The 21,997-nt window shown below is 66.0% G+C and carries 20 protein-coding genes; 9 read left to right on the top strand and 11 right to left on the bottom strand.

Annotation, left to right across the window (positions count from 1 at the left end):
- Positions 1-18: 18 nt before the first annotated feature.
- The 3 genes from CTR55_RS24625 to rpiA form a co-directional block, all read right to left on the bottom strand.
- Positions 19-1,962, bottom strand: a complete 1,944-nt coding sequence (locus CTR55_RS24625; RefSeq protein ID WP_296290201.1) for an autotransporter domain-containing protein — start codon at positions 1,960-1,962, stop codon at positions 19-21.
- A 213-nt stretch (positions 1,963-2,175) separates the two neighbouring features.
- The gene (locus CTR55_RS24620) at positions 2,176-2,508 is read right to left on the bottom strand and encodes a YegP family protein (protein WP_296290200.1); all 333 of its coding nucleotides are present in this window, start codon (positions 2,506-2,508) and stop codon (positions 2,176-2,178) included.
- A gap of 94 nt (positions 2,509-2,602) precedes the next feature.
- A complete protein-coding gene (gene rpiA, locus CTR55_RS24615; RefSeq protein WP_296290198.1) occupies positions 2,603-3,274 on the bottom strand; it encodes a ribose-5-phosphate isomerase RpiA in 672 nt (223 codons plus the stop codon).
- Between the two features lie 189 nt (positions 3,275-3,463).
- Between rpiA and ilvA the strand changes: the two genes are divergently transcribed.
- The 3 genes from ilvA (at position 3,464) to CTR55_RS24600 (ending at position 6,005) form a co-directional block, all read left to right on the top strand.
- Positions 3,464-4,990, top strand: coding sequence for a threonine ammonia-lyase, biosynthetic (gene ilvA, locus CTR55_RS24610; RefSeq protein WP_296290368.1), 1,527 nt, complete (start codon positions 3,464-3,466; stop codon positions 4,988-4,990).
- Between the two features lie 69 nt (positions 4,991-5,059).
- On the top strand, positions 5,060-5,527 hold the full coding sequence (locus CTR55_RS24605; protein WP_296290196.1) for a DUF2269 domain-containing protein: 468 nt from the start codon (positions 5,060-5,062) through the stop codon (positions 5,525-5,527).
- A 10-nt stretch (positions 5,528-5,537) separates the two neighbouring features.
- Positions 5,538-6,005 carry a DUF2269 domain-containing protein gene (locus tag CTR55_RS24600; RefSeq protein ID WP_296290194.1) on the top strand — a complete coding sequence of 156 codons (468 nt, stop codon included), beginning with the start codon at positions 5,538-5,540 and terminating at the stop codon, positions 6,003-6,005.
- A 4-nt stretch (positions 6,006-6,009) separates the two neighbouring features.
- Here CTR55_RS24600 and CTR55_RS24595 read toward each other — a convergent pair whose 3' ends face one another.
- Positions 6,010-6,666: an HAD family hydrolase gene (locus tag CTR55_RS24595; protein ID WP_296290193.1), complete on the bottom strand. Its 657-nt coding sequence runs from the start codon at positions 6,664-6,666 to the stop codon at positions 6,010-6,012.
- A gap of 147 nt (positions 6,667-6,813) precedes the next feature.
- Between CTR55_RS24595 and CTR55_RS24590 the strand changes: the two genes are divergently transcribed.
- On the top strand, positions 6,814-7,293 hold the full coding sequence (locus tag CTR55_RS24590; RefSeq protein ID WP_296290192.1) for an RNA pyrophosphohydrolase: 480 nt from the start codon (positions 6,814-6,816) through the stop codon (positions 7,291-7,293).
- 29 nt (positions 7,294-7,322) lie between these two features.
- Positions 7,323-9,602 carry a phosphoenolpyruvate--protein phosphotransferase gene (ptsP, locus tag CTR55_RS24585; protein ID WP_296290191.1) on the top strand — a complete coding sequence of 760 codons (2,280 nt, stop codon included), beginning with the start codon at positions 7,323-7,325 and terminating at the stop codon, positions 9,600-9,602.
- Positions 9,603-9,648: 46 nt separating this feature from the next.
- On the opposite strand, the gene CTR55_RS24580 is transcribed toward ptsP, so the two are convergent.
- Positions 9,649-10,395, bottom strand: a complete 747-nt coding sequence (locus tag CTR55_RS24580; RefSeq protein WP_296290189.1) for an NRDE family protein — start codon at positions 10,393-10,395, stop codon at positions 9,649-9,651.
- 114 nt (positions 10,396-10,509) lie between these two features.
- Between CTR55_RS24580 and CTR55_RS24575 the strand changes: the two genes are divergently transcribed.
- Together CTR55_RS24575 and lgt are read left to right on the top strand one after the other, a co-directional pair.
- Positions 10,510-11,292 carry a sulfite exporter TauE/SafE family protein gene (locus CTR55_RS24575; RefSeq protein ID WP_296290187.1) on the top strand — a complete coding sequence of 261 codons (783 nt, stop codon included), beginning with the start codon at positions 10,510-10,512 and terminating at the stop codon, positions 11,290-11,292.
- A 20-nt stretch (positions 11,293-11,312) separates the two neighbouring features.
- Positions 11,313-12,113, top strand: coding sequence for a prolipoprotein diacylglyceryl transferase (lgt, locus tag CTR55_RS24570; RefSeq protein WP_296290186.1), 801 nt, complete (start codon positions 11,313-11,315; stop codon positions 12,111-12,113).
- A 137-nt stretch (positions 12,114-12,250) separates the two neighbouring features.
- Here lgt and CTR55_RS24565 read toward each other — a convergent pair whose 3' ends face one another.
- From CTR55_RS24565 to CTR55_RS24550, 4 genes are all read right to left on the bottom strand, one after another.
- A complete protein-coding gene (locus CTR55_RS24565) occupies positions 12,251-12,697 on the bottom strand; it encodes an NfeD family protein (RefSeq protein WP_296290185.1) in 447 nt (148 codons plus the stop codon).
- Positions 12,697-13,623 (bottom strand): SPFH domain-containing protein, encoded by a 927-nt coding sequence (locus tag CTR55_RS24560; RefSeq protein WP_296290183.1) that lies wholly within the window; start codon positions 13,621-13,623, stop codon positions 12,697-12,699. Before CTR55_RS24560 ends, CTR55_RS24565 begins: the two co-directional genes overlap by 1 nt.
- Positions 13,624-13,786: 163 nt before the next feature.
- Positions 13,787-15,571, bottom strand: coding sequence for a GspE/PulE family protein (locus CTR55_RS24555; protein ID WP_296290181.1), 1,785 nt, complete (start codon positions 15,569-15,571; stop codon positions 13,787-13,789).
- Positions 15,572-15,770: 199 nt separating this feature from the next.
- Complete coding sequence (locus CTR55_RS24550; protein WP_296290179.1) at positions 15,771-17,135, bottom strand: inorganic triphosphatase; 1,365 nt, start codon at positions 17,133-17,135, stop codon at positions 15,771-15,773.
- A gap of 188 nt (positions 17,136-17,323) precedes the next feature.
- Here CTR55_RS24550 and argE point away from each other — a divergent pair, with 188 nt between their 5' ends.
- Together argE and argA are read left to right on the top strand one after the other, a co-directional pair.
- Complete coding sequence (argE, locus tag CTR55_RS24545; protein WP_296290177.1) at positions 17,324-18,475, top strand: acetylornithine deacetylase; 1,152 nt, start codon at positions 17,324-17,326, stop codon at positions 18,473-18,475.
- Between the two features lie 195 nt (positions 18,476-18,670).
- A complete protein-coding gene (gene argA / locus CTR55_RS24540; RefSeq protein WP_296290175.1) occupies positions 18,671-19,969 on the top strand; it encodes an amino-acid N-acetyltransferase in 1,299 nt (432 codons plus the stop codon).
- Here the strand turns inward: argA and CTR55_RS24535 are convergent, their stop codons facing one another.
- Together CTR55_RS24535 and gshA are read right to left on the bottom strand one after the other, a co-directional pair.
- Positions 19,970-20,218 (bottom strand): hypothetical protein, encoded by a 249-nt coding sequence (locus CTR55_RS24535; protein ID WP_296290174.1) that lies wholly within the window; start codon positions 20,216-20,218, stop codon positions 19,970-19,972.
- 139 nt (positions 20,219-20,357) lie between these two features.
- Positions 20,358-21,944 (bottom strand): glutamate--cysteine ligase, encoded by a 1,587-nt coding sequence (gshA, locus tag CTR55_RS24530; RefSeq protein ID WP_296290171.1) that lies wholly within the window; start codon positions 21,942-21,944, stop codon positions 20,358-20,360.
- Positions 21,945-21,997 lie beyond the last annotated feature (53 nt).

The following is a 21,997-nucleotide window of genomic DNA, read 5'->3' as shown; positions in this document are numbered from 1 at the left end:
CACCTCGCCTTTCCTCGATCAGAACTGCCACTGCACGCCGAGGGAATAGGACGCCTGGCTGCCTTCGCTGTGGGCGAAGCGCGAGTTGGCCTCGGCAAACACGCCCAGTTGCTCGGTGACTGCGAGCAGAGCACCGGCCTGGGCGCGACCGAAGTCCTTGTCCACATCGCCCAGGTCGGCGACGCGGGTGCGGCCATCGCCCAGGGCGGTCAGCGCGATGTCGTCCAGGCGGCCGTCGGCCAGCTCCTTCACCCAACGCACGCTGGCGTAGGGCTGCACGGCCATGCGGTTGCCCAGCGGCAGCTCGCCGCGCAGCCCCCAGCCGAGGCTGGCTTCGACCGAGTCGTAGTCCTGCTCCTCATAGCCCAGCGCGGTACGCAGATCGTCGTCTTCGTTGAAGTCGTCGATGCGGTAGTGCACGAAGTCCAGCCCGCCCTGCGGCCCGGTCTTGATGCCGGCGATGTCGAAGTCATAGCCGCCGTCGACCCGCGCGCCCCAGAACCAGGCGTTGGTGTCGCCGTCGATGCGTTGGTCGAGTAGCACCGGGCCGTTGTTCGCCTTCAGGTACACCGAACGCTTGCTGTCGAAGTCGGCATAGCCGGCGCTCAGCTCGCCGCCCAGCCAGGCCGGGCCGTCGTCGTTGAGCAGGCCGTAGAGGCCCAGCTGCCAGGTTTCCGCTTCCAGGCGGGCGCTGTGGTCCAGGTTGTCGCGGCTGCGCTGGAAGCTCAGGCTACCGCCGACAGTCACGGCCTCGCTGGCGCGGTAGTCGCCCAGCAGGTTGACCCCCGCGCGGTGCGAGCGCGGGTCGCCCGGCATGTCGAAGCCGCTCTCGGGGGTGGTTTCGCCTTCCACGCCGACGGCGCCGTCGAAGCTGCCGACCGGGCGCGAGCTGCCCAGCAGCGTCAGCCAGCGGCGGTCGTGCAGGCGGGTCAGGGCCAGGTGCTGGCGTTGCAACTGGTCTTCCATCTGCCGCGCCATGGCGCCGCCGGAAGCAGTGGAGGCGAGCAGGTCGGCGTTGGTCAGTTCCAGCACCAGGCGCGTGAGCAGGCGCGAGAAGTCACGCAGGCGCTGGTCGATGCGTTCCTGGCCGAAGGCGCCGGTGAGCACCTGTTCGTTGTCCAGTGCGGGGTTATGCCAGGTGGCGCCACCGGGGATGGCGGGGTTGTCGGTCTGATCGTAGCCGTCCAGTTCGCCCAGTTCCCAGTTGGTGGCTTCGATGAACAGGACCGGGACGTTCAGGCCCTCGAAGCTTTCGCCGTCACTGCAGCAACCGGTGCCGGCGGGGTACTCCTCGTTCAGGCCCGGGTTGGTGAACAGCGGGATCTTCAGTTCCTGGGCAATGCGCAGGAGTTGGTCGCGGTAGGCTCCCAGCGCGGGGTTGTCGACGCTGTTGAGGCCGGCGTGGGCGTACATCTTGTCGCCGGTGATCAGGCTGTCGAGGTTGATCATGCCCAGCAGGTTGCTGCGCTGTTCGTCGCTGAGGGCGGCGACGTAGGCGCGCGAGCCGCGCAGGCCCTCTTCCTCGGCGCCGAAGCCGACCACTTCCAGGCCATTTTCCAGGGCGACGCCGCCCAGGTTGCGGGCGATCTCCGTCAGCACGGCGGCGCCCGAGCCATTGTCGTCCAGGCCCTGCAGGGTGGGGCGGCCGTAGTAGGTGTCGTAGTGGGCGCCCAGCACCACGTACTGGCCACTGCTGCCCGCGGCGCTGGCAATGACGTTCTGCGAGCTGCGGTTGCCGGCCCAGGTGAAGTCCTGGAGCTGCGTCTGGTAGCCGAAGCCCAGGCGCGACTGCATCAGTGTGGTGGCGCCGGCGAAGCTGGCGGTGCCGCGGTAACGGCCGGGATAATCGTTGATCAGGGTGTCGAGGGTATCCCCGGCATAATCCCCATATTCATAAGCGCTGGCGTCGGTCGCCAGCGCGGCGCATCCCAGGCTTACCGCCACGGCTAAGGGTTTGAACACGGCACTTTCCTCTGTGTCGATTGGAATCGCATCGGTGTTCGATGCGTGCGCCGGAGGAAAGCAGGATGTAGACCGGTTCGCCGGAGATGGGCGGAATTTGACGCTTCAGTGACCGAGGGTGTCGCGCCACTGTAACAAGAGTGATACACGGCCGGCACCAGCGCCGGCCGTGTGAAGCGAGCGTGCGGGAATGCTCACCGAAACGGTGCGCTATCAGGTGTCGTCGCTGATCGGTGCTTCAGGCGCGTAACGTTTGACCGCCGTCACGCCGGCCTCGGCAGTGGCCTTGCTGGCATACATCTGGCTTTGCCCGACGATCTGGCCGTTGGTGGCCTTGAGCACGAAGTGGTGCTTGCCGTTGCTGGCGACCTTGATCTCGAAGGCCCCTTCGCGCTGGGAGTTCTTGCGCACCGATTCGATGCCGTCCACGGCCGAGGTCTTGGCCTTGTACAGCTCGCTGGTGAGGACGATCTCGCCGTTGCTGGCGTGCAGGTTGAAGTGGAACTGGCCATCGCTGGCTTTTTTCAGATGGTACTTGGCGGCCATGCTGCGTCTCCTTCTGGGAGGGTTTGGGTCATCCCAGCGTAGACGGCAGCGGGCGCTCAGGAAGGCGCCACCGGGCGGATGGCGCCTGGCAGGGTCAGACCTTGAGGGTCTTCACACCTTCGGCGGTGCCCAGCAGCAGCAGGTCGGCCGGGCGTGCGGCGAACAGGCCGTTGGTGACCACGCCGACGATGTTGTTGATCGCTTCTTCCAGCTGTACCGGGCTGTCGATGCGCAGGTTGTGCACGTCGAGGATGATGTTGCCGTTGTCGGTCAGCACGCCCTCGCGGTACACCGGGTCGCCGCCCAGCTTCACCAGCTGGCGCGCAACAAAGCTGCGGGCCATGGGGATGACTTCCACCGGCAGCGGGAAGCCGCCGAGGATCGGCACCAGCTTGCTGGCGTCGGCGATGCAGATGAATTCCTTGGCGACCGCGGCGACGATCTTCTCGCGGGTCAGCGCGGCGCCGCCGCCCTTGATCAGTTCCAGGCGCTCGTTGGCCTCGTCGGCGCCGTCCACGTAGAACTCCAGTTCGCTGACGGTGTTCAGGTCGTAGACCGGGATGCCATGGCCCTTCAGGCGCTGGGCGGTGGCTTCGGAGCTGGCCACGGCGCCATCGAATTCGGCCTTGTGCCTGGCCAGCAGGTCGATGAAGAAGTTGGCGGTGGAGCCGGTGCCCACGCCGACGATGCTCTTGCTGTCGAGGTGCGGAAGGATGTGGTCGACGGCGGCCTGGGCCACAGCCTGCTTGAGCTGATCCTGGTTCATGGCGGGGGTCTTCTTACCTGGATGGGCGCAACGGCGCCGGGGAATAGTCGAGAGGGCGGATTATAGCGGCCGAAGGCGCGCCGGTGTTGCGCCGCCGGGCAACTGTTACGGTCATCTGCGCGCGGATTGTTCGGTGGCCCGCGCCGCGCCGGCTGGAGTAGACTCGCGGTTCCTCGAAAAGCCGCCGAAATAGCCCTTCCGATGCTCGAACAATACGTCAAGAAGATCCTCACCTCGCGTGTCTACGACGTTGCCGTGGAAACGCCCCTGCAGCCCGCCCGCCAGCTCTCCGAGCGCCTGGGCAACCAGATTCTGCTGAAACGCGAAGACCTGCAGCCGGTGTTCTCCTTCAAGATTCGCGGCGCCTACAACAAGCTGGCGCAGCTGAGCCCGGAAGAACTCGCCCGCGGCGTCGTCACCGCCTCGGCCGGCAACCATGCCCAGGGCGTGGCGCTGGCCGCCCGTGAACTGGGCATCAAGGCCACCATCGTGATGCCGCGCACCACGCCGGAACTGAAGGTCCAGGGCGTGCGCGCCCGTGGCGGCAAGGCCGTGCTGCATGGTGATGCTTTCCCCGATGCGCTGGCGCACTCGCTGAAGCTGGTGGAAGAGAAGGGCTACGTCTACGTCCACCCCTATGACGACCCGGATGTGATCGCCGGCCAGGGCACCGTGGCGATGGAAATCCTCCGCCAGAACCCGGGCCGCATCGACGCGATCTTCGTGCCCGTCGGCGGCGGCGGCCTGATCGCCGGCATCGCCGCCTACGTCAAATACCTGCGCCCGGAGATCAAGGTCATCGGCGTCGAGCCGGACGACTCCAACTGCCTGCAGGCCGCCATGGCCGCTGGTGAGCGCGTGGTGCTGGGCCAGGTCGGGCTGTTCGCCGACGGCGTGGCCGTGGCGCAGATCGGCCAGCACAACTTCGAGCTGTGCAAGGACTACGTCGACGAGGTGATCACCGTCAGCACCGACGAAATCTGTGCGGCGATCAAGGACATCTACGACGACACCCGCTCCATCACCGAGCCGGCCGGCGCGCTGGCGGTGGCCGGGATCAAGCGCTACGTCGAACGCGAAGGCGTGAAGGGCGAGACCCTGGTGGCTATCGATTCGGGCGCCAACATCAACTTCGACCGCCTGCGCCATGTGGCCGAGCGCGCCGAGCTGGGCGAGAAGCGCGAGGCGATCATCGCCGTGACCATCCCCGAGCGTCCGGGCAGCTTCAAGGCCTTCTGCGAGGCCATCGGCAAGCGCCAGATCACCGAGTTCAACTACCGCTACAACACCGACAGCGAAGCGCACATCTTCGTCGGCGTGCAGACGCACCCGGAGAACGACCCGCGCGCGGCACTGGTGCAGCAGTTGCAGGAGCAGGGCTTCCCGGTGCTCGACCTGACCGACAACGAACTGGCCAAGCTGCACATCCGCCACATGGTCGGTGGCCATTCGCCGCGCGTTTCCGGCGAGCAGGTGTTCCGCTTCGAGTTCCCCGAGCGCCCCGGCGCGCTGTTCAACTTCCTCAACCGCCTGGGCGGACGCTGGAACATCACCCTGTTCCACTACCGCAACCACGGTGCCGCCGACGGTCGCGTGGTAGCAGGCCTGCAGGTGCCGGAAGATGAGCGTCACCTGGTGTCGGCCGCGCTGGAAGAGATCGGCTACCCGTACTGGGACGAGACCGACAACCCAGCCTACCGCCTGTTCCTCGGCTGAGGATCAGGCAGGGGCGGTGCGACTGCTGCTAGGCTTGTCGGAACGCCGCCTTCTTCACAGGGAATTGAAATGGAAAGCCTGCAGACCTTGCGCATTCTCCACGGCATCGCCGCGGTGCTGCCGTTCCTGGCGATCATCGGCCTGGCCTGGTACGGCTGGCGCAGCTGGCGTGGCGGCGACGCCGGGGTGATCGCCAAGGCGCTGCAGCGCATCGGCCTGATCGGCTGGGTACTGGTAGCCGGCAGTGTTGTCAGCCTGCCGGTCACCGGCTACCGCATGGTGCAGACCGTCGGCTGGCCGCTGGGGCAAACCTGGCTGCTGGGCAGCGCTTGCCTGCTGATCGTCGCGACGACCTTCTGGCTGTTGTTCACCACCCGCCTGTGGCGTATCCGCGATCTTGTACGGGTGGCGCAGAGCAGTGGTGAACCGATCTCCGCCGGTGCGGCGCGGCAATGGAAGTTCGGCCTGAGCTTCTTCGTGCTGGCGCTGCTGTGTGTGATCGCCATCCTGGTGCTGATGATCGGCAAGCCGGTGTGATGCCGGCCGCGTGAATCTCTACCTGCTGCTCAAGACCCTGCACATCCTCTCGTCCACGTTGCTGTTCGGCACCGGGCTGGGCTCGGCCTACTACAGCTGGCGCGCCTGGCGCAGCGGCAACCTGGAGGCCATCCGCATCACCTTTCGCCACCTGGTCACCGCCGACTGGCTGTTCATCGCCACCACGGCGGTGTTCCAGCCGCTGAGCGGCATCGCCATGGCGCACCTGGCCGGCTGGCCGCTGGATTCGGGCTGGTTGCTGTGGAGCCTGGCGCTCTACGTGTTCGCGGGCCTGTGTTGGCTGCCGGTGGTCTGGCTGCAGATCCGCGTGCGCGACATGGCCGAGGTGGCACACCGGGACGGCGCGGCGCTACCGCCGCAAGCCTTCGTCTATATGCGCTGGTGGTTCGCCCTCGGCTGGCCGGCGTTCCTGGCCTTCCTGGCGATCTTCTACCTGATGGTCAACAAGACCTTCTGAAGGATCAGCCGCGCAGGCTGATCACCGGCCAGCCACGCTCGATAGCGGTGGCGTGCAGGGTGTCGTCGGGGTCGACGGCTACCGGATTGGCCACCAATTCCAGCAGCGGCAGGTCGTTGCGCGAATCGCTGTAGAAGTAGGCATCGTCCAGCTTCAGGCCGGTCTCTTCGAGCCAGCGGTTGAGGCGGGTCACCTTGCCGCCCTGGAAGCAGGGCACATCGCAGGTCCGGCCGGTGTAGAGGCCGTCGAACATCTCGCATTCGGTCGCAATCAGGGTTTCCACGCCCAGGCGTTCGGCAATCGGGCCGGTGACGAAGCGATTGGTGGCGGTGATGATCACCAGCTTGTCGCCTGCGGCGCGGTGCTCGGCCAGCAGGGCTTCGCCCTTGGCCAGGACGATGGGCTCGATGACATCCTGCATGAACTGGCGATGCCAGGCGGCCAACTGGTCCAGGCTGTTGCGGCCGAGAATCGCCTGGGTGAACGCCTGGTAGGCGAACACGTCGAGGGTGCCGGCGGTGTAGTCAGCATAGAAAGCATCGTTGCGCGCCTGGTACTCGCTGGCATCCACCAGCCCGCGCTGGCACAGCCATTCGCCCCAGCTATGGTCGCTGTCGCCGGCCAGGAGGGTGTTGTCGAGATCGAACAGAGCCAGTCGCACGATGGATTACCGCCAGTTGCCAATACGGGAAAGTCGCCTAGAGTAACGGCTTTTGCCCACCCGGCACAGGACGCCGCAGCCCGCGTTGCCGCTGTCACAAGCTTTGTGGAACAATGCGGGCACACGCGATTTCGAGGATGTACCGCCGTGATCGATCCCGATGGTTTTCGCCCCAATGTCGGCATCATCCTTTGCAACGATGTCGGGCAGGTTCTGTGGGCACGGCGCATCAACCAGGAAGCCTGGCAATTTCCCCAGGGTGGCATCAACGCCCGCGAAACCCCTGAGGAAGCGCTGTACCGCGAATTGAACGAAGAAGTCGGCCTGGAAGAGCAGGACGTCAGCATTCTCGCCTGTACCCGTGGCTGGTTGCGTTACCGCCTGCCGCAACGCCTGGTGCGCACCAACAGCCAGCCGCTGTGCATCGGGCAGAAGCAGAAGTGGTTCCTTCTGCGCCTGACCGGCGAGGAAAGCCGGGTGCGCATGGATGTGACCGGCAAGCCCGAATTCGACGGCTGGAAATGGGTGAGTTACTGGTACCCGCTGGGCCAGGTCGTGACCTTCAAGCGCGAGGTCTACCGCCGGGCCCTGAAGGAATTGGCACCGCGCCTGCTGGCGCGCGACTAGCACGAAGTTCAAGGAGTTAGACCCTGAGCATGCTCAACACGCTGCGTAAGATCGTCCAGGAAGTGAACTCCGCCAAGGACCTCAAGGCGGCGCTGGGCATCATCGTGCAGCGCGTGAAGGAGGCGATGGGCACCCAGGTGTGCTCGGTCTACCTGCTGGACCCGGAGAGCAACCGCTTCGTGCTGATGGCCACCGAAGGCCTGAACAAGCGCTCCATCGGCAAGGTCAGCATGGCGCCGAACGAAGGCCTGGTCGGCCTGGTCGGTACGCGCGAGGAGCCGCTGAACCTCGAGAATGCCTCCGAACACCCCCGTTACCGCTACTTCGCCGAGACCGGCGAGGAGCGCTACGCCTCCTTCCTCGGCGCACCGATCATCCACCACCGTCGGGTGATGGGCGTTCTGGTCGTGCAGCAGAAGGAAAAGCGCCAGTTCGACGAAGGCGAAGAAGCCTTCCTCGTCACCATGAGCGCGCAGCTCGCCGGCGTTATCGCCCACGCCGAGGCCACCGGCTCGATCCGCGGCCTGGGCAAGATGGGCAAGGGCATCAGCGAAGCCAAGTTCGTCGGCGTCCCCGGCGCCCCCGGCGTGGCCGTGGGCAAGGCCGTGGTGGTGCTGCCGCCGGCTGACCTGGAAGTAGTCCCGGACAAACCCATCGACGACGTCGAGGCCGAGGTCGAGCGCTTCAAGCAGGCGCTGGAATCGGTCCGTGAAGACATGCGCAACCTTTCCAGCAAGCTGGCCACCCAGCTGCGCAAGGAAGAGCGCGCGCTGTTCGACGTCTACCTGATGATGCTCGACGACGCCTCCATCGGCCTCGAAGTCAAACGCATCATCCGCACCGGCCAGTGGGCCCAGGGCGCCCTGCGCCAGGTGGTCATGGAGCATGTGCAGCGCTTTGAGCTGATGGACGACGCCTACCTGCGCGAACGCGCCTCCGACGTGAAGGACATCGGCCGGCGCATCCTGGCGTACCTCCAGGAAGAACGTAAGCAGTCCCTGACCTACCCCGACCAGACCATCATCGTCAGCGAGGAACTGTCGCCGGCGATGCTCGGCGAAGTGCCCGAAGGCAAACTGGTGGGCCTGATCTCCGTGCTCGGCTCGGGCAACTCCCACGTCGCCATCCTTGCCCGCGCCATGGGGATTCCCACGGTCATGGGCGCGGTCGACCTGCCGTATTCCAAGGTCGACGGCATCGACCTGATCGTCGACGGCTACCACGGCGAGATCTACACCAACCCGTCGCCGCAGCTGGTCAAGCAGTACGGCGAAGTGGTCGCCGAAGAGAAGGAACTGAGCAAGGGCCTGGCCGCACTGCGCGAGCTGCCCTGCGAAACACTGGACGGCCATCGCATGCCGCTGTGGGTCAACACCGGCCTGCTGGCGGACGTGGCGCGCGCCCAGGAACGCGGCGCCGAAGGTGTCGGCCTGTACCGCACCGAAGTACCGTTCATGATCAACGATCGCTTCCCCAGCGAGAAGGAACAGCTCGCCATCTACCGCGAGCAGCTCTCCGCCTTCCATCCGCTGCCGGTGACCATGCGCACCCTGGACATCGGCGGCGACAAGGCGCTGTCCTACTTCCCGATCAAGGAAGACAACCCCTTCCTCGGCTGGCGCGGCATCCGTGTCACCCTTGACCACCCGGAAATCTTCCTGGTGCAGACGCGCGCCATGCTCAAGGCCAGCGAAGGTCTGGACAACCTGCGCATCCTGCTGCCGATGATCTCCGGCACCCACGAGCTGGAGGAAGCGCTGCACCTGATCCACCGCGCCTGGGGCGAAGTGCGCGACGAGGGCGTGGACATCCCCATGCCGCCGATCGGCATGATGGTGGAGATCCCCGCGGCGGTGTACCAGACCCGCGAACTGGCGCGGCAGGTGGACTTCCTCTCGGTCGGCTCCAACGACCTGACCCAGTACCTGCTGGCGGTGGACCGCAACAACCCGCGCGTTGCCGACCTCTACGACTACTTGCACCCGGCCGTGCTGCAGGCGCTGAAGAAGGTGGTCGATGACTCCCATGCTGAAGGCAAGCCGGTGAGCATCTGTGGCGAGATGGCCGGCGATCCTGCCGCTGCCGTGCTGCTGATGGCCATGGGCTTCGACTCCCTGTCGATGAACGCCACCAACCTGCCCAAGGTGAAATGGCTGCTGCGCCAGATGACCCTGTCGCGCTCCCGTGAGCTGCTCACCCAGCTGATGACCTTCGACAACCCGCAGGTCATCCACAGCTCGCTGCACCTGGCCTTGCGCAACCTGGGCCTGGGCCGCGTGATCAACCCGGCGGCGACCATCCAGGCCTGAGCCACGCGCCCGGCCGGTTCACTCCGGCAGAGCGTGCTGGCGCCCTTCAGAGACTCAAGCGAACCTCGCCCAGCCTGGCCCCGCTGGGACCGAAGCTGTGCTCGAGCATTTCCCGGCGGCCGTCCGCATGGACGATCAGTGCGGTGCTGGCGCGAGTGCCGTAGGTCGGGCTGGCGATGAACACGCTGGAGAGCAGGCGCTCCGTGGCCAGGCCGACACCGGTTTCCGGCAGCTCCGCATCGGTCGGCTGACGGTTGTCGGCCAGCAGCGCCGCCAGTGAGCCGGTGTCGGGCTTTTCCAGCACCGCTTCCAGCCCGCTACGGGCATGCAGCAGCTTGGGCCAAGGCGTGTTCAGCTCCGCGTTGGACAGCCCGTGTACGCCCGGCGCCACCGCCACCGGCGGGCCGATGCGAGGATTGAAGTAGCAGAGTTGCGCAGCGTCCCCCACCAGCAGGTTGAAGCCGCTGTAATCCGTCGCGCGGCGGGCGACCTGCTGCAGGTACTCCAGCGGCGACTGCCGGCCCTGCAGGAAGGCCGCCACCAGCTCGCCACGGGAGCGCGGGCCCAGCGGCTGGCCGGGGTCGCGCACGTTGGTCAGGGCGGCGAAGCGGCCGTCCGGCGCCACGCCCAGCCAGGTACCGCCGGCCTCCAGGTCGCGGCCGGCGTAGAGGCCGGGGGATTCCTCCCAGGCCGCCAGCGGCAGGGTCGGGCGTGCGTAGAACTCGTCGCGGTTGGCCGCGACGATCAGGGGCGTGGCGTGGCCGGGACGCCAGGCGAAGACGATCAGGCACATGGGGCGAACTCCGTGGTGTTCCGGCAGTCTATCAACATCCGCTGATCTCCCGGAGTGGCTGGAGCGCCCGGGAGCCTTCGGCTACCATGCCCGCTTTGTTGCCCGAGGTTGCCCATGGAGTTCGTGCTCTACCTGGTGCTTGGCGCCGGCGCTGGCGTGCTCGCCGGCCTGTTCGGCGTCGGCGGCGGGTTGATCATCGTTCCGGTCCTGGTGTTCAGCTTCGGCGCTCACGGTTTCTCGCCGGATGTGCTGACCCAGATGGCGGTCGGCACTTCGTTGGCGACCATCGTTTTCACCTCGATCAATTCGATCCTGGAACACCATCGTCGTGGCGCGGTGCGCTGGCCGGTGTTCGCCTGGATGACTGTAGGCATTCTGGTCGGCAGCGCTTTGGGCGCGCTCACGGCGTCGAAGATCCAGGGGCCGGTATTGCAGAAGATCATCGGCACCTTCGCCGTGCTGGTGTCGATCCAGATGGCGCTGGGCCTTCAACCCAAGGGCGGCCGCGACCTGCCGGGACGATTCGGCCTCGGTGTAGCCGGTGGCATAGTGGGCTGGGCCTCAGCCATTTTCGGCATCGGTGGCGGCTCACTGACCGTGCCTTTCCTGACCTGGCGCGGCGTCTCCATGCAACAGGCCGTTGCGACTTCGTCGGCCTGCGGCCTGCCGATTGCCATCGCTGGCGCGATATCCTTCATTGCTGTTGGCTGGCACAACGAAAAACTGCCGGAGATGAGCCTGGGCTTCGTCTACCTTCCGGCGCTGCTGGGCGTTGCCGTCACCAGCATGTTCTTCGCCCGCATCGGGGCGCGGCTGGCGCATCGCCTGCCACCCCGGGTGCTCAAGCGTTTGTTTGCCCTGCTGCTGTTCAGCGTGGGCTTGAGTTTTCTGATCTGAGTTCCTGCTAGGAGAAACGGATGCTGCCTTATCCACAGATCGACCCGGTTGCCGTCGCGCTCGGGCCGCTGAAAATCCACTGGTACGGCCTGATGTACCTGATCGGCATCGGCGGCGCCTGGCTGCTGGCCTCGCGCAAGCTGAAGGATTTCGACCCGACCTGGAGCAAGGAGAAACTCTCCGACCTGGTCTTCTGGGTGGCGTGCGGCGTGGTCCTGGGCGGTCGCCTGGGCTACGTGCTGTTCTACAACCTGGACGAGTACATCGCCAACCCGACGCTGATCTTCGAGGTGTGGAAGGGCGGCATGTCGTTCCACGGCGGGCTGATCGGCGTGATGCTGGCCACCTGGTGGTTCGGCAAGCGCAACAACAAGAGCTTCTTCCAGCTGATGGACCTGATCGCGCCGCTGGTGCCGATCGGCCTGGGTGCCGGGCGCATCGGCAACTTCATCAACGGTGAGCTGTGGGGCAAGGTGACCGATGTGCCCTGGGCGATGGTCTTCCCCACCGGCGGTCCGGAGCCGCGCCACCCGTCGCAGCTGTACCAGTTCGCGCTGGAAGGCGTGGCGCTGTTCGTCGTGCTCTGGCTGTTCACCCGCAAGCCGCGCCCGACGGCCTCGGTGTCCGGGCTGTTCGTGCTCTGCTACGGCATCTTCCGCTTCATCGTCGAGTTCGTTCGCGTGCCGGACGCCCAACTGGGCTACCTGGCCTGGGGCTGGCTGACCATGGGCCAGGTGCTGTGCGTGCCGATGGTGCTGGGCGGCATCGCGTTGATGGTATGGGCGTACCGCCGCGCCCCGGCGCAGCCGGCCGCGAGCTGAGCCGCGCCTGAATGAAAAAGCCGCCCTCGGGCGGCTTTTTGCTTTTCGTAGGAGCGAGCTTGCTCGCGAACCGAACTCCGCAGCGGGGGCGGGTTCGCGAGCAAGCTCGCTCCTACAGATACCGGTTTGATCGGTGCTCAGATCGGCTCGACGAGGAGTAATACGCCATCCTGCCCGGTCACGCGCACCTGCGCACCTGCCGGCAGGTCGGGCCCGCTGACCAGCCACACACTGTCGCCGACGCGAATCTTGCCGCGGCCGCCGACAATCGCGTCGTGCAGGGCGAACTGTCGGCCGATCAGCTCGCTACCGCGACGGTTCAGGCTGGAGGGTACGGCGTCGCGCTTGTTGAGGCGCTGGTGGTTCCACCAGTACAGCGCGGTGAGGATCGCCAGCACGCCGAAGGCCAGGCACTGCCACACCCAGTCCAGCCCTGGCAGCAGGAAGGACAGCACGCCGGTCAGCGCCGCAGCGATGCCGATCCACAGCAGGTAGCCGCCGGCGCCGAAGATTTCCAGGATCAGCAGGACGATGCCCAGCCCCAGCCAGTCCCAGAAGCCCAGGTGCTCCAGGAAGCCCATCATCAGCTGCGACCCTGGTTGTCACCGAAGGTGGCTTTGACGATCTCACCGATACCGCCGACCGCACCGATCACCTGGCTGGCTTCCAGCGGCATCAGCACGATCTTGCTGTTGTTGGAGCTGGCCAACTGGCCGAGGGCGTCCACGTACTTTTGCGCAACGAAGTAGTTCACTGCCTGCATATTGCCGCTGGCGATGGCTTCGGAGACCACACGGGTCGCCTTGGCTTCCGCCTCGGCCTGGCGCTCGCGCGCTTCGGCTTCGAGGAAGGCGGCTTGTCGCTCACCTTCGGCCTTGAGGATCTTTGCCTGCTTTTCGCCTTCGGCGGTGAGGATTTCCGCCGCACGCCGGCCTTCGGCTTCCAGGACCTGTGCACGCTTGAGGCGCTCGGCACGCATCTGACCGCTCATCGCCTCGACCAGGTCGGCCGGCGGGCTGATGTCCTTGATCTCGATGCGGGTGACTTTCAGGCCCCAGGGCGCGGTGGCCTCGTCGACGGTGCGCAGTAGGCGCTCGTTGATCGCGTCGCGCTGGCTGAGCATGTGGTCCAGCTCCATGGAGCCGAGCACGGTGCGGATGTTGGTCATCACCAGGTTGCGCACGGCGTTTTCCAGCCCGCTCACCTCATAGGCCGCTTGCGCCGCGTCGACCACCTGGAAGAAGCACACGGCATCGATCTGCACGATGGCGTTGTCAGCGCTGATCGCTTCCTGCGGCGGCACGTCGAGCACGCGCTCCATCATGTTGATCTTCTGGCCGACGCGGTCCACCACCGGAATGATGATGCTCAGGCCCGGCTTGAGCGTGACGGTGTAGCGACCGAAGCGCTCGATGGTCCATTCGAAGCCCTGGGGCACCACCTTGAAGCCCATGAGGACGATGACGATGGCGAGGATGACGAAGAGCAGGGCGACGCTGCCGATTTCCATGCAAAGGACTCCTTGTCTGCTGGATGAAAGGACTGCTGGATGAAAGGTTTACTGAATAAAAAACCGGATTGAGTGAAGGTCGAGTGTAACTGTCGCGCCAGGTGGTATGCAGGAAAGTGCAACAGTCGCCTGCGGGCTTTGCCTCCGACGACTGAAGGGAGGCTTACTTCTGCTCGCTCTGTGGCGTCACCCGCATCACTTCCTCGATGGTCGTCAGGCCCGCCGCGACCTTCTGCGCACCGGACAGTCGCAGGCTGCGCATGCCTTCCTTGAAGGCCTGGCGGCGCAGCGGGATGAGGTCGGTGTCGGCGGTGATCAGCTCTTTCAGTGACTCGCTGAGCAACATGATCTCGTAGACGCCCGCGCGCCCGCGGTAGCCGGTGTCGCGGCATTCCAGACAGCCGACAGCCTGCTGCGCGCCGGTGGGCAGCGGAGCGTTCCACGGACGAGTGACTTCCTGCCAGTCCTCCTCGTGCAGCTCCATCGGCGCCTTGCAGTGTGGGCAGAGGGTGCGCACCAGGCGCTGGGCCATGACGCCGAGCACCGTGGCGCGGATCAGGTAGTAGGGCACGCCCAGTTCCAGCAGACGGGTGATGGCGGTGGGCGAGTCGTTGGTGTGCAGGGTGGAGAGCACCAGGTGGCCGGTGAGTGCCGCCTGGATCGCCATCTCGGCGGTCTCCAGGTCGCGGATCTCGCCGATCATGATGATGTCCGGGTCCTGGCGCAGCAGGGCGCGCACGCCGCTGGCGAAGGTCAGGTCGATGTTGTGCTGGACCTGCATCTGGTTGAACGAGGGCTCGATCATCTCGATCGGGTCCTCGATGGTGCAGAGGTTCACCTCGTCGGTCGCCAGCTGCTTGAGCGTGGTGTAGAGCGTGGTGGTCTTGCCCGAGCCGGTGGGGCCGGTGACCAGGATGATGCCGTTGGGCTGGCTGGTCATGGTCTCCCAGCGACGCAGGTCGTCCGGGGAGAAGCCCAACTGGTCGAAGGACTTGAGCAGCACCTCGGGGTCGAAGATCCGCATCACCATCTTCTCGCCGAAGGCGGTGGGCAGGGTCGACAGGCGCAGTTCCACCTCGGCCCCGTCCGGGGTCTTGGTCTTCACCCGGCCATCCTGCGGCTTGCGCTTCTCGGCGACGTTCATCCGGCCCAGGGATTTCAGGCGGCTGACCACCGCCATGGTGACCTGCGGCGGGAACTGGTAGACGTTGTGCAGCACGCCGTCGATACGGAAGCGCACCGTGCCCTGCTCGCGGCGCGGCTCGATGTGGATATCACTGGCGCGCTGCTGGAAGGCGTACTGGAACAGCCAGTCGACGATGGTGACGATGTGCGCGTCGTTGGCATCGGGCTCCTGGTCGCTGGCGCCCAGGTTGAGCAACTGCTCGAAGTTGCCGATGCCACTGATCTTCTGGTCCTTGTTGGTGGCGCCGCTGACCGACTTGGCCAGGCGGTAGAACTCTACGGTGAAGCGCTGGATGTCGACTGGGTTGGCCACCACGCGCTTGATCGGGCGCTTGAGCACGTGGGTGAGGTTGCTCTCCCAGGCATGCACGAAGGGCTGCGCACTGGCGATGGTGACTTCGTCCGGGCCTACCGCCACCGCGAGGATCTGGTGGCGCTGGGCGAAGGCGTAGGACATCAGCGGAGTCAGCGCGGCGACGTCGATCTTCAGCGGGTCGATGCGCAGGTAGGGCTGGCCGGAATAGTCCGCCAGCCAGTGCACCAGGGTTTCCAGGTCCAGCTTGCGCCCCGGGTGCTGACGGTCCTCGACCTGCTGCGCGGCGAGGAACTCCAGCGGGTGCTGCTGGTTCTTCACGGCGCTGCGGCGGATCGCCAGGCACTGCTCGGCGTCATCCTGGGCGACACGGCCCTGGGTGACCAGCTCACGCAGGATGTCGCCCAGATCGAGCAGACGGTCCTGGGCGGATGGGGCAAAGACGGACATGCGGACTCCTGTTGGTCGTGGCGGGAGCGACAGGCCGGCTTTCTGTAGGAGCGAGCTTGCTCGCGAACCATACCCGGCACCGTGCCAACCAGGTTCGCGAGGCCGAATCCATTCCCTACGGATAACGGCATTCCCCACATCCCTGTGGGTCACAAGCTCGCTCCTACGAAGAGCTCCGGGCGCGCCGCTCTGCTGAAGCTTATTTCAAAAGCGCCTTCCACGGCTTGAGGGTCAGCACAGTATGGGCCTGGGCCGCGAGGGCATCCAGGCGCCCCTCGGCGTCGGGCGTGACGAGCAGTTCCTGCAGCTTGGCCAGTTCGCCGTACAGGCGATCGGTTTCCGGCAGCTCCAGTACGCTGCGCGCCAGGCGCAGCCAGACCAGCATGCGCTGCAGGCGCGGCAACTGGTCGGCGAGCACTTCGGGCAGTTGCTGGGCGCGTTGCAGCGGCATGGCCTGGGCCTCTTCGGCCAGGGTGCGCTGCAGCCACTTGCCGACGGCGGAGCCGCCCAGGCGGTTGGCGCGTTCGTTGCGCTCGGCAGTCCAGGCCATGCCCAGCAGCCAGCGCGAGGTACTCAGGGAGAACTGACCCCAGCGCACATGGGCCAGTTCCTCGAGGAAGGCGGCCGGCATCTGCTGGCGCACGGCTTCGTCATGGCGACCCTGTTCGATGCGCGGCTGCCAGTCGGCGATCAGCGCGTCGAGGGCGGCGCGCAGCTCGCGGGTGCTGGCGCGCGGCACGGCCTGGCCGAGGCTGCCGAGCAGGGCGCGCAAATCGACCAGTTGCTGGAGCCAGCTTTCCAGCAGGCTCCAGTGGCCATTGAATCGGTATTGCTCGGCGAGGCGCTGGCTGCTGCCCAGCAGCGACCAGGACAGTGCGGCGAAGGCGCCATCCAGCGGGGTTTCATGCAGTAGCTTCTGGGTGTCGGGCTGCACGCTGTAGCTGGCCGGGTCGAACAGGCGATAGCCGCGCTCGGCCTTGCTGATGTCGCAGGGCATCAGCGCGAGGTCAGCGGCCAGCTCGATGGCCAGCTCCAGCAGCGCCTCGGGCTCGCCCTGGCGCAGTTCCAGTTCCAGCTCGCAGATTTCCTCTTGCTGCTTGCCGGCGATGACCTTGCCCAGGTCCAGCGCGGCCTCGATCACCACCTTGGCCTTGCCGCGGCCCCAGGCGATCTCGGCGCGCTGGCGGGTGAAGTCGGTGCTGAAGATCGGCTTCAGGCTCTTCTTGTCCAGATCGGCCAGCTCGGCCGGCCAGCACTGGTCGTCGAGTTTCTTCAGGTCGAGCTTGTTCTTCTCCAGGTACCAGTCCCATTCGTTGCGCTCGGACAGGCCTGCCACGCTCTGGCCACGGGTCTTCAGGGTCTGGATGAACTGCTCGCCGTCCTTGCGCAGGCGCAGCGCCACGCGGGCGCGGGCCAGGTCGCGGGCCGGGGTGTCGTAGTACTGGTTGAACAGCTCGCGGGGCTCCCAGCCGGATTTGTTGCGCTTCTTCAGCGCGGGATGCTCGCGCAGGGCTTCGAGGGTCTCGCGGCTGGCGCGCAATTTGATTTCGGTTTCTTTCTGCATGGTGGGGGTCCGGTTCAGAGCGGCCGCGCCCGATTTCCCAACCTATTGTGCGAAGGGCGGAACGACGGGCGCGAAAAAGACTTCAAAGTCCTGCAGTTTACAGGACTTCGGCGTTCCTGCCGGGCGCCGCGAGGTTTTACCGCACCGCCGCATGGTCCATAGTGGGAGCCAACCTACCGGAGGACGCCATGCCGTTGCCGCCCCTGAAACAACGCTTCGCCGAGCTGATCGCGATTCCCTCGGTGAGTTGTACCCAGCCCGCGCTGGACCAGTCCAACCGCCCGGTGGTCGAACTGCTGGGCAACTGGCTGGTGGACCTGGGCTTCGCCTGCGAGATGCAGCCGGTGGCACCGGGCAAGTTCAACCTGCTCGCCACCCTGGGCAGCGGCCCCGGCGGCCTGGTGCTGGCCGGGCACACCGACACCGTGCCCTATGACGAAGCGCTGTGGAAAAGCGACCCGCTGGGCCTGGACGAGCGCGACGGCCGCTGGTTCGGCCTGGGCTCCTGTGACATGAAGGGCTTTTTTGCCCTGGTCATCGAGGCGCTGCTGCCGTTGCTGCACGCCAACCAGAAGCGGCCGTTCAGGCAACCGCTGATCCTGCTCGCCACCTGCGACGAGGAAAGCTCCATGGCCGGTGCCCGTGCGCTGGCCGAGGCGGGGCGGCCGCTGGGGCGCGCGGCGGTGATCGGCGAGCCGACCAACCTCAAGCCGATCCGCCTGCACAAGGGCGTGATGATGGAGCGCATCGACATCCTCGGGCAGAGCGGCCATTCCTCCGACCCGAGTTTGGGACGCAGCGCGCTGGAGGCGATGCAGAGTGTCATGGGTGAGTTGCAGGGCCTGCGCAGCCAGTGGCAGCGTGAGTTCAACAATCCGCAGTTCAGCGTGCCGCAGCCGACCCTCAACCTGGGTTGCATCCACGGCGGCGACAACCCCAACCGCATCTGCGGCCAGTGCGCGCTGGAGTTCGACTTGCGCCCGCTGCCCGGCATGCAGCCCGAAGCTTTGCGCCAGGCGATCCGCGAGCGGCTGAAACCGGTCGCGGAGCGGCACAACGTGAAGATCGATTACGCGCCGCTTTTCCCCGCCGTGCCGCCCTTCGAGGAATCGGCGCAGAGTGAGCTGGTGCGGCTGGCCGAAGGTCTCACCGGCCACGCGGCGGAAGCGGTAGCCTTTGGCACCGAAGCACCGTATCTTCAGCAGCTCGGCTGCCAGACCCTGGTGCTGGGCCCCGGCGACATCGCCTGCGCCCACCAGCCGGACGAACACCTCGAGCTCGACCGCATCGAGCCATGCGTGGAACTGCTGCGCGGACTGATCCGTCATTACTGTTTATGAAGAGCAGTCTGCGCGGCGGTCCGCAAAAACTGTTGATGAAGAGTTGCCTGTAGAGCGCCCCGGTAGCGGGCCCGACCTATCCAAGAGGAGAAACCTGTCGATGTTCCTGCGACGACGATAACCGCGCCGCCCCTGGCCGTGCTCCGGCCGCATCCGACAGCTTTCCGCCCACTCGAACGACAGGCTTTTCAAGCAATGCACGACTACGTCAACTGGCTGCGCCACGCCTCGCCCTATATCAATTCGCACCGGGACTGCACCTTCGTGGTGATGCTCCCCGGCGAGGGTGTCGAAGACCCCAATTTCGGCAATATCGTCCACGACCTGGTGCTGCTGCACAGCCTGGGCGTGCGCCTGGTGCTGGTGCACGGTTCGCGCCCGCAGATCGAGGCGCGCCTGGCCTCCCACGGGCTGGCGCCGCGCTTCCACCGGGGCCTGCGGGTCACCGATGCGCCGACCCTGGACTGCGTGATCGACGCCGTCGGCAGCCTGCGTATTTCCATCGAAGCGCGGCTGTCCATGGACATGGCCGCTTCGCCCATGCAGGGCTCTCGCCTACGCGTGACGGCCGGCAACTTCGTCACTGCGCGGCCGATCGGCGTGGTCGACGGCATCGATTACCATCACACCGGTGAAGTGCGGCGGATCGACCGCAAGGGCATCAACCGCCAGCTCGACGAGCGCAGCATCGTGCTGCTTTCGCCGCTGGGCTATTCGCCCACCGGGGAAATCTTCAACCTCGCCTGCGAGGACGTGGCCATGCGTGCGGCCATCGACCTGGGTGCCGACAAGCTGATCCTCTACGGAGCCGAACGCGGCCTGATGGACGACGCCGGCAAGCTGGTGCGCGAACTGCGCCCGCAGCAGGTGCCGGCGCATCTGGAACGCCTCGGCACCAGCTACCAGGGCGAGCTGCTGGATGCCGCCGCGCAGGCTTGCCGCGCAGGCGTACGCCGCAGCCACATCGTCAGCTACACCGAGGATGGCTCGCTGCTCAGTGAGTTGTTCACCCGCACTGGCAACGGCACCCTGGTCGCCCAGGAGCAGTTCGAGCAATTGCGCGAGGCGGGCATCGAGGATGTCGGCGGGTTGCTGGAGCTGATTCGCCCGCTGGAAGAGCAGGGCATCCTGGTGCGCCGTTCCCGCGAAGTGCTGGAGCGCGAGATCGAGCAGTTCAGCATCGTCGAGCGCGAAGGGCTGATCATCGCCTGTGCGGCGCTCTACCCCATCGCCGACTCGGATTCGGCCGAGCTGGCATGCCTGGCGGTGAACCCGGAGTACCGCCACGGCGGACGCGGCGACGATCTGCTCGAACGCATCGAGCAGCGCGCGCGCAACCTGGGTTTGAAGACCCTCTATGTGCTTACCACCCGCACCGCCCACTGGTTCCGCGAGCGCGGCTTCCAGCCCAGCAGCGTCGACCGCCTGCCGGCGGCGCGGGCGTCGCTGTACAACTACCAGCGCAACTCGCAGGTGTTCGAAAAGACGCTCTGATCAGGCCTGGCCTTCCGGCACCGCCCGCCTGAGCTGCGCGGTCAGGTATGGCGTGGTGCTGAGCGCGGCATGCTGTATTTGCCAGTTGCGCCGCCGTTCGGCGCCATCCTGCCAGCCGGCCTCCCAGCTGGCGGCGAGGACTTCATGGGTCGGACTGCGTGCCGGGCGGCCGAGCACGGCTTCGAGATAGCCCAGTCGATAGGCGATCTCCAACTGATGGAGTGTCCATGGGGGAGATAGGGGAGACATAGCGGTTTTCCTGCGCAACTGGCGCGGATCGCGCCGGCTGGGCCGGTCGGGATCCGCAGGAGGGGATAATTCTCCCCCCGGAGTTCGCAGGTTGCCGATCAGAACTCTATGAGCTGCTCGTCAGCATTTTCTTGCGTGGTCAGACGCTGATGAGGCCGAGGATGCTCGCCTGGTAGGCGGCGACGAAGGTGTCGAAATCACCTTCAGGCTGCTTTTCCAGCTCCGCCTGTTCGGCCAGGGATTGGCTGGCCATGCCTTCGAAGCGTGCCTGCTCTTCCGCCGACAGTGGTTCGCCTTGCAGCGTGGCCGCATGCTCGCGGCTGTAGCGAAGGGCAAAGGCCTCAAAACTTTCACCGCGCTCGCGCATCTCCGCCAATACCTTCGCCGAAGGTGTCAGGTCGGCATCGGCGACCTTGGCGCGCTGCTCGGCGAGGCTTTCGCTGTGTCGGCGGCTGTCGTTGGCGCGGTCGAGCAATGCGATGATCGGCGCGATGGCGTCGAGCAGGCCATTGGCCCAGTCTTTCATCTCGATCTGTTGGCCGCCGCGCTCCAGCTTCAGGCCGGGGCGACGACCTTCCTTGACCACCTTGAGGAAGTTGCTGGTGGCCGAGCCGCACTCGCAGCCGCCCAGCGGCGGGCTGTCGGAGAGCGCGCAGTAGAGCAGGAAGGCGTCGAGGAAGCGCGCTTCGGTAACGTCGATGCCCAGCGGCATGAAGGGGTTGATGTCCAGGCAGCGCGCCTCGACGTACTGCACGCCACGGGCCATCAGCGCCTGAATCGGGCGCTCGCCGGTGTAGGTGACGCGTTTCGGGCGGATGCTCGAGTAGTACTCGTTCTCGATCTGCAGGATGTTGGTGTTGAGCTGCACCCACTCGCCGTCGACCTTGGTGCCAACCTTTTCGTACGGCGCATAAGGCGTGCTGACCGCGCGGCGCAGGCTGTCGATGTAGCTGTCGAGGTCGTTGTAGCAGGGTGTCAGGCCGGCCTGGGCGTTGTTCTGGTAACCCAGGTCACTCATGCGCAGGCTGGTGGCGTAGGGCAGGTAGAGGGTGTGTTCGTCGAAGGCTTCCAGGCCGTGCGGGCGGCCGCGCAGGAAGCCGGCGTCCAGCGCTGGCGAGGCACCGAACAGGTACATCAGCAGCCAGCTGTAACGGCGGAAATTGCGGATCATCGCGATGTAGCGGTGCGACTGGAAGTCCCGCGCGCTCTTCTCGCTGCCTTCTTCCTGGCGCAGCAGCTCCCAGATGCCTTCGGGCAGGGAGAAGTTGTAGTGAATGCCGGCGATGCACTGCATGGTCTTGCCGTAACGCAGGGCCAGGCCCTTGCGGTAGACGTACTTCAGGCGGCCGATATGGGAGCTGCCGTAACGGGCGATCGGGATGGTCTCTTCATCCGGCAGCTCGCAGGGCATGGACGGGCTCCACAGGTATTCGCCGTCGAGCTTGCCACTGGCAAAACGGTGGATTTCACCCAGCTCTTCCAGGGTCTTCTCGACGCTGGTGGAGGTCGCGGTGATGAACTCCAGCAGCGACTCGGAGTAGTCCGTGGTGATCTGCGAGTTGGTCAGCGCTGAGCCCAAGGCGCGCGGGTGCGGGGTCAGCGCCAGCTTGCCGCGTTCATCGACGCGCAGGCACTCGCGTTCGATACCGTGCAGGCACTGGGTGAGCAGGGACAGGTTGGCGGCATCGCCAAGCAGGGCCAGGCGGCGGGAGAGTTGGTCGCTCAAGTTGGAAGTCCTTCACACGGCAATCGCCCCACTATGGGGGTGGACTGGGCGGT

It is taken from the genome of Pseudomonas sp. (genome assembly GCF_002796985.1).
In the GTDB taxonomy this organism is placed as follows: Bacteria; Pseudomonadota; Gammaproteobacteria; order Pseudomonadales; family Pseudomonadaceae; genus Pseudomonas.
The sequence above is the reverse complement of the archived record's forward strand: the minus strand, read 5'-3'. Positions and strand labels throughout refer to the sequence as shown.

Bases quoted from the DNA above. Each gene is read 5' to 3' on its own strand.
- CTR55_RS24620 (WP_296290200.1), bottom strand. From the start codon at position 2,508: ATGGCCGCCAAGTACCATCTGAAAAAAGCCAGCGATGGCCAGTTCCAC.
- rpiA (WP_296290198.1), bottom strand. From the start codon at position 3,274: ATGAACCAGGATCAGCTCAAGCAGGCTGTGGCCCAGGCCGCCGTCGAC.
- CTR55_RS24605 (WP_296290196.1), top strand. From the start codon at position 5,060: ATGGAAAGCCTGCAGACCTTGCGCATTCTCCACGGCATCGCCGCGGTG.
- ptsP (WP_296290191.1), top strand. From the start codon at position 7,323: ATGCTCAACACGCTGCGTAAGATCGTCCAGGAAGTGAACTCCGCCAAG.
- CTR55_RS24580 (WP_296290189.1), bottom strand. From the start codon at position 10,395: ATGTGCCTGATCGTCTTCGCCTGGCGTCCCGGCCACGCCACGCCCCTG.
- CTR55_RS24575 (WP_296290187.1), top strand. From the start codon at position 10,510: ATGGAGTTCGTGCTCTACCTGGTGCTTGGCGCCGGCGCTGGCGTGCTC.
- lgt (WP_296290186.1), top strand. From the start codon at position 11,313: ATGCTGCCTTATCCACAGATCGACCCGGTTGCCGTCGCGCTCGGGCCG.
- CTR55_RS24565 (WP_296290185.1), bottom strand. From the start codon at position 12,697: ATGATGGGCTTCCTGGAGCACCTGGGCTTCTGGGACTGGCTGGGGCTG.
- CTR55_RS24560 (WP_296290183.1), bottom strand. From the start codon at position 13,623: ATGGAAATCGGCAGCGTCGCCCTGCTCTTCGTCATCCTCGCCATCGTC.
- CTR55_RS24555 (WP_296290181.1), bottom strand. From the start codon at position 15,571: ATGTCCGTCTTTGCCCCATCCGCCCAGGACCGTCTGCTCGATCTGGGC.
- CTR55_RS24550 (WP_296290179.1), bottom strand. From the start codon at position 17,135: ATGCAGAAAGAAACCGAAATCAAATTGCGCGCCAGCCGCGAGACCCTC.
- argE (WP_296290177.1), top strand. From the start codon at position 17,324: ATGCCGTTGCCGCCCCTGAAACAACGCTTCGCCGAGCTGATCGCGATT.
- argA (WP_296290175.1), top strand. From the start codon at position 18,671: ATGCACGACTACGTCAACTGGCTGCGCCACGCCTCGCCCTATATCAAT.
- CTR55_RS24535 (WP_296290174.1), bottom strand. From the start codon at position 20,218: ATGTCTCCCCTATCTCCCCCATGGACACTCCATCAGTTGGAGATCGCC.